At 68.4% G+C, this 9488-nt stretch carries 12 protein-coding genes; 10 read left to right on the top strand and 2 right to left on the bottom strand.

Annotated elements, in window-relative coordinates; genetic code table 11:
• Positions 1 to 206: 206 nt before the first annotated feature.
• Complete coding sequence (locus AX737_RS08030) at positions 207 to 902, bottom strand: hypothetical protein (protein ID WP_156453590.1); 696 nt, start codon at positions 900 to 902, stop codon at positions 207 to 209.
• 315 nt (positions 903 to 1217) lie between these two features.
• Between AX737_RS08030 and AX737_RS08025 the strand changes: the two genes are divergently transcribed.
• A complete protein-coding gene (locus AX737_RS08025) occupies positions 1218 to 2501 on the top strand; it encodes a hypothetical protein (protein ID WP_066920441.1) in 1284 nt (427 codons plus the stop codon).
• Between the two features lie 49 nt (positions 2502 to 2550).
• Positions 2551 to 3081 (top strand): phage major tail tube protein, encoded by a 531-nt coding sequence (locus AX737_RS08020; RefSeq protein ID WP_066920439.1) that lies wholly within the window; start codon positions 2551 to 2553, stop codon positions 3079 to 3081.
• Positions 3082 to 3104: 23 nt separating this feature from the next.
• Here AX737_RS08020 and AX737_RS08015 read toward each other — a convergent pair whose 3' ends face one another.
• Entirely contained in the window at positions 3105 to 3407 is a 303-nt protein-coding gene (locus AX737_RS08015) for a hypothetical protein (RefSeq protein ID WP_066920437.1), read from the bottom strand.
• Positions 3408 to 3439: 32 nt separating this feature from the next.
• Between AX737_RS08015 and AX737_RS08010 the strand changes: the two genes are divergently transcribed.
• The 8 genes from AX737_RS08010 to AX737_RS07975 form a co-directional block, all read left to right on the top strand.
• Positions 3440 to 3745 carry a hypothetical protein gene (locus AX737_RS08010; RefSeq protein ID WP_066920435.1) on the top strand — a complete coding sequence of 102 codons (306 nt, stop codon included), beginning with the start codon at positions 3440 to 3442 and terminating at the stop codon, positions 3743 to 3745.
• 107 nt (positions 3746 to 3852) lie between these two features.
• Complete coding sequence (locus AX737_RS08005; RefSeq protein WP_066920433.1) at positions 3853 to 6342, top strand: phage tail tape measure protein; 2490 nt, start codon at positions 3853 to 3855, stop codon at positions 6340 to 6342.
• A 3-nt stretch (positions 6343 to 6345) separates the two neighbouring features.
• Positions 6346 to 6792, top strand: a complete 447-nt coding sequence (locus AX737_RS08000) for a phage tail protein (RefSeq protein ID WP_066920431.1) — start codon at positions 6346 to 6348, stop codon at positions 6790 to 6792.
• 4 nt (positions 6793 to 6796) lie between these two features.
• Positions 6797 to 7030 carry a tail protein X gene (locus tag AX737_RS07995; RefSeq protein ID WP_066920428.1) on the top strand — a complete coding sequence of 78 codons (234 nt, stop codon included), beginning with the start codon at positions 6797 to 6799 and terminating at the stop codon, positions 7028 to 7030.
• 7 nt (positions 7031 to 7037) lie between these two features.
• Positions 7038 to 8087 (top strand): hypothetical protein, encoded by a 1050-nt coding sequence (locus AX737_RS07990; protein ID WP_066920426.1) that lies wholly within the window; start codon positions 7038 to 7040, stop codon positions 8085 to 8087.
• Positions 8088 to 8089: 2 nt separating this feature from the next.
• Positions 8090 to 8461 (top strand): hypothetical protein, encoded by a 372-nt coding sequence (locus tag AX737_RS07985; protein WP_066920424.1) that lies wholly within the window; start codon positions 8090 to 8092, stop codon positions 8459 to 8461.
• Complete coding sequence (locus AX737_RS07980) at positions 8454 to 9068, top strand: hypothetical protein (protein ID WP_156453589.1); 615 nt, start codon at positions 8454 to 8456, stop codon at positions 9066 to 9068. Before AX737_RS07985 ends, AX737_RS07980 begins: the two co-directional genes overlap by 8 nt.
• Positions 9065 to 9488 (top strand): hypothetical protein (locus AX737_RS07975; protein WP_156453588.1); only part of this gene is annotated, 424 nt, incomplete at its 3' end. The genes AX737_RS07980 and AX737_RS07975, both read left to right, overlap by 4 nt.

Below are 9488 nucleotides of genomic sequence, written 5' to 3'. Positions count from 1 at the left end.
CGCTCGTCGCCATGGACGCCCAGGCGGTGATCGAGATGGGCGACACGATGGGCACGCGGAAAAAGGATCTCATTTTCGCGGGCACTGAGCTGAAGGCTCGTATCCGAGCGGGTGCGGTCATCGCGAACGTTGCGGATGACGCGTTGTGGCCGGCTTGAGCCTGCTCGAACGTTTGGACGCCCAAGCCTCGGGCTGGCTCGGAATCGTTATGACGGCCGAAGCTTGTCGGCAAAACGTCCCGTGAATGCAAATTGCCCCACGTGCGTGATGTCTTCGGTCACGTTTGCCCAGATCTCACCACCGCACTCGACGATCCAGCGATGGCAAAAAGAGTAGTCCTCACCGTAGAATGCTCCGTGTTTGCTCTCGATTGGGCGGAAAGCCTGGAGGAGACCGTTCGCCCATCCCGGCCCTCCCTGGAACCCTGGGGCCCAAAGCCCGGGGATCTCTTTCATTCGCTCCAAAACTTCGCGCTTGATGAGCAGGACTCCGGCTCCTGTTGAATGTACGCGGGTAAAACCCTCGTCTGACACCTGAAGAATGGGTCCGTTCGACCCCTCCGACGTGATGACAGTTGGTGCGACGAAGTCATTCGCCATAGAAAACAGGCGTTCCGCGCTCTGCGCGGACACAGCCATCTCTTTCACCCGCTCCGCCTTGAGCTGCTTGGCCGGATATATTGCGCTGACAACAGGTTTGTCGAAATCAAGCATCTTCTCCAGCAGGCTCGACCCAAATCCCATGTCGGCATCAACAAAAAACAGATGCGTGATATCCTGGTTGGCCAAAGCGTAGCTCGCGAGAATATTGCGAGCAAGATCAAGGACGGACATGCTGATTAGGCGTTGGGAAATCTTCGTCGGGACACGGAAGCTTGGAGCCGCCCTCACGATAGAGGTCACGGTCTCGTGGAAGTGTATCGTCACCATGCCTCCATAGGCTGGCGTTGCGATCAAGACGTGACGTGGGAGGACCATGCGGATGTCTCTGACCTAATGTGTTCCCTTGAAGCGGCTACCCTTCTGGCGAGCGGCTTCCCGGCGTGCAACTAGCGGCCGCCGTCGTTCTACCCTGTCCTAACTCAATCGTCGCCGTTGCGCTCCTGACGACCATCGGGACGGAGCAACAACCAAACCCGCTCCTGACACCGGCCTCCGGGCCGCCCTTCACCCCTGCCGGGCTCGCCGGTGGGGCCTCTCAGCGTGGAGACACCACCCATGGCCACCGCTCCCGTCTTCGGCACAATCGACCAGCGCTTTTCCGACGAGCCCCTGGCGACCGGACCGATCGACTTCTCGAAGATCGCCTTCGTCTCGACCTCCACGGGCGCGGACGACATCCTGTTCCCGGCCGGCGTCAGCACCGACCTCGCCTCCTACAAGGCGGTGCGGTTCACCTCCTCGGACACCACCTTCACGTCGAAGCTCGGCAGCGGCTACCTCGCCGACGCGGTGCGGGCCGTGAACGCGCAGCTCGCGCCCGGCTCGCAAGCGGCCGACATCACCGTAATCCGCTGTGCCGAAGGCACGGGAGCGGATGCCGCCGCGAAGCTCGCCGCCACCATGGCGAACGTGATCAAGGGCCTGGAGGCGTTGAAGTACGCGCCCCAGAAGATCAACGCCACACCCCGCCTCGTCGGCGTGCCGGGCTACACCGCGCAGCGCACCGGCACCGACGCCAACCCGGTGATCGCCGCCCTGCCGGAGGTGCTCTCCGCGCTCCTCGCCGTTGCCGTGGTCGACGTGGACGACTCCTCGCGCGACGCTGCGATCGATGCTCGGGAGAAGATCGGCTCGGACCGCATCTTGCCGGTGGGCGTGGCCGCGCGCGTCTTCGACACCGACGGCACCACCGTCATCACCCGCCCCATGGCACCGCGCATCCTCGGCCTGATGACCCGCGTGGACTTCCAGAGCGGCGGCAAGCCGTTCGAGCCCTTCGCCAACCGGCAGATCTACGGGCTCGTGAACACGTCCCGCGATATCCCGTTCGACCTGCGGGACGGATCGGTCGAAGGCCAGCAGCTCCTCGCCGCGGAGGTCTCGATCGTCACGCAGGGCGAGGTCGATATCGACGGCGCCATCGCGGACGGCGGCTTCGTCTTCATCGGCACCGACAACTGCGCCAGCGACGGCGACCTCTGGCAGCAGATCCATCAGGTGCGCGGCGCCGACTACATCGACGTCGAGCACATGCGGATCACCCGCCTGTTCCTCGGCCGCAAGATCAGCGCCTCGAATGCCGAGGCTTGGATCAACTCGCTCAAGTTCAACCTGCGCGACCACAAGGCCGCCGACGACATCCTCGGCTACAAGGTCGAGTTCAAGCCCGACCAGAACAGCCCGGAGCAGGTCCGGGCCGGCCGCCTGACCACCGATCTCGGCATCGAGGAGGCCCCGGTGTTCCGCGTCGCGAAGCGCAACGTGCGCCGCTACCGCCAGGCCGTGAACGACCTCGTCGCCGACATCGCCGCGCGCATCAACGCGGCCGCCATCCTCTGAGCGGGCCGCCGGCCCTCCTCCCCCAGCATCAGCCTGAAGGACGACCGCGATGCCCGCGCAGTACCCCTACATCATGGAAGCGATCGACGTGCGGCGGGCGACGCAGCCCGACTCCTCGCGCCGCAAGATCATCAAGACCATGGCGCTGCCCGCGCTCACCCGCGTCACGGCCGAGATGATGTCGGGCGGCTCGATTGCGAAGCTCAACCTCAGCTACCCGCAGATCGAGGCGCTGGAGCCGAAGTTTGCCACCCACGGCCCAGACCTCGACGTGCTGAAGAACTTCGGCCTCGTCTCTGGCGCCGCCATGGAGAAGTGGGTCTTCGCGGGCTCGATGCGGGTCCGGAAGGGCGGCGTGGTGCCGGCCCGCGCCACGATCGAGGGCGTGGTCAACACCTGGGAGCCGGACGAGAACACGCCCGGCGAGCTCATGGGCTGCAACCACACCTTCGCGGAGGTGACGCACTACGAGCTGATCATCGACGGCGAGGAGCTGTTCTACTTCGACGACGACGAGAACATCGCCCGGTCGGGCGGCGTGGATTGGTTCGCCGCCACCCGCCGGGCGCTGGGGATCTGATCAGCCGCGGGGCGGTCGCTCTCCTACCGGCCCTTGTCGGCCGCCCAAAGGATCGCTCGGTGCATTCGAGTGATCCTCGCACAGATCCCGACCCCGAACGCGAAGACGTTGAAGGCCAGCAAAGCCGCCACATAGGTAAGGGACTTCGTCCAGAGAGAGCCAATGTAGGCGGCTTCCGCGATGGAAACCGAGCCGGATGTGCTGGTCTTATAGGCGGCAGCTCCGCTTATCTCCCCGGAAATGATGAAGAACGCCCCAGCGTTTACGAGCGCGATGATCGCTAAGCCACCCCAATCGTGGGGCTTCGGGGCGAACTCATTCGACACAGCTTTTCTCCAGATTGCATCCAGGATCTAGCATGCCGAGCTACACCCTCGCCAAGCCCGTCGTGCTGAAAGACGGACGGCAGTTCGCTGTGCTGACAATGGAGAGCGCGACGCTTGCCGGCGTCGCCATGCACGAGACCGTGCTGGCGAACACCGGATCCTCGACCGCGGCGCTCGTCGCGATGCTGGCGGTCGAGTGCGGCTGGCCGCAGGAAGCCGTCGGCCGGATCGCCGCCGCCGAGATGGAGGCGGTCATCGAAGCGCTCGACCCTTTCGCCTTCGCTCGCCAGCCTGGCGAGAGTGGCGAACCCTCGCAGCAGACCTCGCCCACCTCCTGAGTACCCCGCTCCCGGCGCTCCGCCCGGAGCCTTGGTCCGAGATCCTCGCGTGGCACGCCGAGGCCGTCCGGATCGCGCAGTGGCACGCTGAAGGCTGAGAACCCCGCATGGCATCTCGCACCGCGCAGCTCATCGCGCAGCTCGTCGATCGCGTCTCCGGCCCGGCCAAGGGCATGGCCGGCGCGCTCGACGGCGTCGCCGCGGCCGGGAAGCGCCTCGGCAAGGGCATGGCGACGCCCGCGCTCGACAAGCTGACGAAGGACCTGAAGGACGCGCAGGCGCAGGCCGAGAAGCTGGCGCAGCTGCAGAACCGGATGAAGACGCTCGGCACCTCGCGCACTGCCTTCAACGGCGCGCGCCAGGATCTGGAGCGGATCAGCCGCGAGCTGGAGGTGGCGCGTAAGCTCTCGGCGGCCGGCGACAAGGAGGCGGCCCGCTCCGTGCGGACGCTGGAGCGAGAGCAGGCCCGCGCCCGCGCGTCGGTGCGCTCGGCCGCCAGCGCGTTCGAGGCGGAGGCCGAGGCGGCCAAGCGTCTGCGCCGCGAGCTGGCAGCGCTCGGTGTCCCGATGACGTCGCTCGCCTCGGCGCAATCGTCCGTCGCGGCGAAGGCGCAGGCCGCAGCGACGGCGCTCGATCGGCAGACACGGGCAGAGAAGCGCGCGCGCGCGGCTGACGCGCTCGCCTCGCAGGCGCGAGAGGCCGGGGCGCCTGGCCGGCGCGGGGTCACGGGCGGCCTGGGGCTGGCCAGCGGGCGGTTCCTTGGCGCCGGCGCGGCGGCCTACACCGCGGCGGCCACCTACAAGCAGGCGGCCGCCTTCGACCGCCGGATCACCATGATCGGGCAGACGGCCGACGCCGCGCGGCCGCAGATCGACCAGCTCGGCGCCAGCGTCCATGACCTGGCACAAGAGACGGCCACGCCAGTTGATCGCCTCGTCGGCGGTCTGGAGGCGCTCGTCGCGCAGGGGCGCAGCCTGAAGGAGGCGATGGACTTCCTCCCCTCCGTGGCGCGCACCGCTGCTGCGACGGGCTCCGAGGTCGACGACATCGCGAAGTCGGCCGACTCGGTCGGGTCCAACTTCAATATCGCCGGCAAGGAGATGCAGGCCGCTTTCGACATCATGGCGGCGGGCGGCAAGGCCGGGCAGTTCGAATTGAAGGATATGGCCCGCTACCTGCCGAGCCTGTCGCCGGCCGCGAAGGCGGTCGGCTTCGCCGGGCAGCAGGGGCTCTCCGACATCGTCGCCATGCTGCAGGTGATCCGGAAGGGCACCGGCTCATCCGAGGAGGCGGCGACCTCGTTGACCAACATCTTCCAGAAGATGGAGAGCGAAGAGACGGTCAAGCGCTTCAAGAAGATGGGTGTCGATCTTGAGGCGGCCATGAAGAAGGGGCGCAAGGAGGGGCGGAACCTGATCGAGGTGTTCGAGGAGGCCGCGAACTTGGCGCTGAAGGGCGACCTCTCGAAACTGCCGAACCTCATCGCCGACCAAGAGTTCGGTCGCGGTGTGCGGGCCCTGATGACCTATCGGGGCGAGTGGCAAAAGCTCTCGGCCACGATCCGCGAGACCTCAGCCGGCACCGTCTCAAAAGATCTGCAGCAGGTCACGAAGGACTCGCAGTCGGCCCTCGACCGGCTCAGCAACTCGGCCCAGCGCGCCGGCCAGGCCGGCGCCCGGTTCATGGACTCGGCCTTCGGTACCAGCGACCGGATCCAGGGCGTCGCGAAGGCGCTTGAGGGCACCGCGCAGGCGATCGAGCGCATCAACGAGGCCTACAACAAAGGGGGCCTGCTCGGCGTCGGCAAATTCCTGAAGGATCTGCCCGGCGAGGCCGCGCGTGAGAAGCTGGCCGAGACCTTGCCGGAGCGGAAAAAGGAGCAGGCCGGCCAGATCAAGGCGATCGAGGACGACATCACCGCGACCGAGCGGACGATGCGGCAGACCGGGCGCTTGCAGGAGCAGATCGACGGCGTGCTCCGATCGAAGCGGGCGGCGCTCGCGGCGGCCAAGCGTGCGCAGGGCGATCTCGACATGGAGACGGCAGGCTTCCGGAAGGGTCCGCCGAGCATGTTGCAGGAACCGACAACACCGATCCAGGGGCAGACTGGCCCGATCGGCCAGGGCGGCGGCTCGCGGAACGGCACAGCCTTCAACGAGGCCTTCCCGATCGATCTCTCCGGGCGGAAGCCCATGCCGGCCGTGACGCCGCTGCCGCCGCGCAGGCCAGCCAGCGTGCCGACCCTCTACGGCAACGTGGATGATGCATTCGGGCCCGGGCAGACGATCGCGCCCAAGGTCGACACCTCTCAGGTCGAGGGCGCCCAGACCAAGCTCGACGAGCTCGGGACCAAGATGGACGAGGTCGGGCAGAAGACCATCGCGCCGCCGGTCAACAGCGCCCCCGTGGACGGCATCATCGAGAAGCTCGGGCGCGTGCTCGGGCTGATCTCGCAGGTGAACAGCGGCGCCGACGGCGCGGCAGCGAAGGTCAGCGCCCTCTCGACGGCAGCCGCGAACGCGGGCGGCGCGATGGGGCGCACCGGCAAGGTCGCCTCCGCGCGTTCCGGCGCGTTCGCCGATACAGGGATGGGGTAGCGCATGCTCTGGCAGGTCGGCCCGCTCACCATCTCGCGGCGCCCGTACAACATCGAGGAGTGGTCCCGGGAGGCGTCGGCCTCCTGGGCGAAGAAGGAGCTACTCGGGCGCCGCCCGGACCGCGAGTTCACGGGCGAGGGCGAGGAGACGCTGACGCTGAAGGGCACGCTGCATCCCTTCAATCGGAACGCCATCGCCGGCCTGTCGAGCCTGGATCTCGCGCACAGCCTGTGCCGTTCCGGGCAGGCCGTCTTCGTCACCCGGGCGGACGGGCGCGTGTTCGGCTTCTACGGGATCATCAGCGTCAGCGAGACCCACAGCGCAATCGGCCCGCACACCGGCGGGATCGGGCAGCAGATCGAGCACGAGCTGAAGCTGGAGCCGGTCGGACAGCCCGATCTCGGGTCCTCGACCGACCTTCTGTCCCAGTTCATCAGCCTGTTCGGGTGACGCGATGCCGACGACGATCCGCGTAGCGGGCGAGAAGGTCACGCTGGACCTGCTCCTCTGGCGCCATGGCAAGCGACGCGGCGCCACCTCGGCGCGACTTGCCGAGACGCTTGCGCTGAACCCGGGCCTCGCTGCGTTCGGTCCCTACATCCCGGTCGGCACGCCCGTCCTGATCCCGGACCTGCCGCCGGAAAGAGAGCGGCGCCTGTCGGTGACTGCCGTCTCCCTTTTCGACTGAGGCTGCGATGCCGCTCACCGTGGATTGGGCCATCACGCTCGACGGCCAGAACTACACCTCGCGCTTCAACCCCTACGTCATGGAGATCGAGGTCCAGGATCAGGACGGGACCGAGAGCGACACGGCCCGGCTCACGCTCGCCGACGACGGGCGGCTGATCATGCTCAAGAAGGGCCTGATGCTGAGCGTGTCGATCCTCGGCGTGAAGGTGTTCGAGGGGAAGACCGAGAGCCCGCGCTACACCCTGGCGAAGGGCGACGGCGGCCGGCTCATCATCTCGGCCAAAGGCTTCGATGCGGAGAAGGGCGCCAAGGAGGGCAAGCACTTCGCCAAGGAGGACGCGACCCTGAAGGAGTACCTGGAGGAGTTCGCCAAAAAGGCGGGGCTCTCCGGGATCAAGGTCGACGAGCAGCTCGGCAAGATGAAGAGCCCGTGGCGCGGTCCAGAGGGGCGGTCGTTCATCCACGAGGGCAACCGCCTCGCCCGGGAGTACGGGGCCGCCTTCAAGATCCAGGGCGACAAGGCCGTCTTCGTGAAGCGCGGCAAGGGCGTCACCGCCAGCGGCCAGCCCCTGCCGACGATCCAGGCCACCAACCCGGGCAACCTGCTCAACGTGGACATCGAGCCGTTCGAGGCCCGCTCCGTCTACCGCGACGTGCGCGTCCAGGGCTTCGACCGAAAGACGGCCAAGTTCTTCGAGGAGAAGGTGGACATCGACACCTCGGGCGCGACGGGCGGCGCCTCGGCGGTGCTCCGGGGCAAGCGCAGCGACAAGGACGACGCGAAGGCGCGCGGCGAGGGCCGGAAGACCGAGGCCGAGCGGGACAAGGGCGGCGGCACGGTCGAGATCGACATCGAGCCGCAGGCCCGGGCCGAAGGCACCTGCATCGTATCCGGCACACGCGCCGGCATCGACGGCACCTACCGGATCGCCAGCGTCACCCACACGCTGCGCCCAGGCGAGGGCGGCGGCGCCACGACGAAGCTCGAGCTGAAGCAGCCGGACGACAAGGCCGGCAAGGACTCCCGCAAGGCGGGCCAGACCTCGGAGGGCTGACCATGACGGCTTCCCCCGCCCCGATCACACCGCCGCAGCGCGACATCGTCATCTGGCGCGGCGACAATGAGCCGGCCGTGAAGTGGTGCTTCGGCGACGCGAGCACGCCGGACCTCCTTGCCGGGTCCGAGTTCGAGCTGACCGTGCGCTGGGCGGGCGCGGGCGCGGACATGGTGCTGCGCTCCGAGGACCCGGTGACCACGCTGACCGTGGATGTGTCCGCCCGCACCGTTGCCTGGGCCTACACCGCGGGCGAGAGCCTGGAGCTGCCGCGCGGGGTCCACAGCTACGAGCTGCGCCGCGTGATCGGCGACCGCCGCCGGACCTGGGTCTGGGGCACGCTCAGCGTCATGTCGGGGCTGCGCCGTGACTGAGCCGCGCATCGTCTACGTGCCGGTCCCCGCCTCGCCGCCGGTGGTGATGGTCCCGGCGCCGCGCCTGCCCGCCGCCATCTTGGTTGAGACCGGCCCGGTGGGCCCGCGCGGCCCGGCGGGCGGGGCGGGCCCGGTCGGCTCCTACGGACTCGGCCAGATCACCTACACCGAGCGCATGCTGGAGGCCTCCGACACGTTCGAGCCGGGCGTGCGCGGGCCGGTGCTGTTCGAGCCGACCAGCGTTCAGGACTACCTCAACCCGCCCTTCGACGGGCACGCCTTCTGGGTCGATAACCGCGTGGCGGCCCGGGCGCTGGGCGATCTCTACGACTTCCAGATCAACCTCATCGTGACCGCGCAGGTGGCGGGCGGCGAGGTGCGGCTCGAGGCCGATGTCGGCTCGGCGCTCGGGCCGGTGGCCGCCGACACGCAGAGCCTGTTCGCCGCCGCCCTGGAGCCGGAGCGCGTCACCTTCCGGCTCCGGGTCCAGGCGCTGGCCGGCTTCCTCGCCAACGGCTGCGCCTTCTACCTGACGAGCTCCGTGCCGATCACGACGATCAGCGAGACGGTGCTGGTCGCGCCCGCCTCGATCTGGGGCCGACCGTGAGGACGGCGGTCTGGTACGACGCCGGCTGCGACGTGATCTGGATCAGCAGCCACGAGGAGCCGTTCGCCCCGCGCACGCTGCGGGCGCTTCTCGACGACGCTGGCCGGATCCACATCCGCCGCGTCGGCCAGGACAAGACGCTGGCGGGCGGCACCTACGCCGACTTCGCCGACGGCGCGGGCTTCGGCTTCCTCTCGCCGGCCGAGGCGCTGATCTACCTCGACGAGGTCTTCGGGCGGCGCCCGGAGCAGGCCGTCACGGTGCCCGCGCCGATCGCGCTGTCCGGCCACCGGGTGATCAGCGTGACCGCGGTCGGCATCGGCTACGCCTCGAGCGACGACCCGGCGAGCGTCGCGGCCGTGCTCGGCATCACCGAGTCGGCGTGCGAGGCCGGCATCGTCCCGGCCCACCGCACCGCGG

It is taken from the genome of Methylobacterium sp. CCH5-D2, from assembly GCF_001556475.1.
GTDB classification, from domain to species: domain Bacteria; phylum Pseudomonadota; class Alphaproteobacteria; order Rhizobiales; family Beijerinckiaceae; genus Methylobacterium; species Methylobacterium hispanicum.
The sequence above is the reverse complement of the archived record's forward strand: the minus strand, read 5'-3'. Positions and strand labels throughout refer to the sequence as shown.

Bases quoted from the DNA above. Each gene is read 5' to 3' on its own strand.
- AX737_RS08020 (WP_066920439.1), top strand. From the start codon at position 2,551: ATGCCCGCGCAGTACCCCTACATCATGGAAGCGATCGACGTGCGGCGG.
- AX737_RS07995 (WP_066920428.1), top strand. From the start codon at position 6,797: ATGCCGACGACGATCCGCGTAGCGGGCGAGAAGGTCACGCTGGACCTG.
- AX737_RS08005 (WP_066920433.1), top strand. From the start codon at position 3,853: ATGGCATCTCGCACCGCGCAGCTCATCGCGCAGCTCGTCGATCGCGTC.
- AX737_RS07985 (WP_066920424.1), top strand. From the start codon at position 8,090: ATGACGGCTTCCCCCGCCCCGATCACACCGCCGCAGCGCGACATCGTC.
- AX737_RS08025 (WP_066920441.1), top strand. From the start codon at position 1,218: ATGGCCACCGCTCCCGTCTTCGGCACAATCGACCAGCGCTTTTCCGAC.
- AX737_RS08010 (WP_066920435.1), top strand. From the start codon at position 3,440: ATGCCGAGCTACACCCTCGCCAAGCCCGTCGTGCTGAAAGACGGACGG.
- AX737_RS08000 (WP_066920431.1), top strand. From the start codon at position 6,346: ATGCTCTGGCAGGTCGGCCCGCTCACCATCTCGCGGCGCCCGTACAAC.
- AX737_RS07990 (WP_066920426.1), top strand. From the start codon at position 7,038: ATGCCGCTCACCGTGGATTGGGCCATCACGCTCGACGGCCAGAACTAC.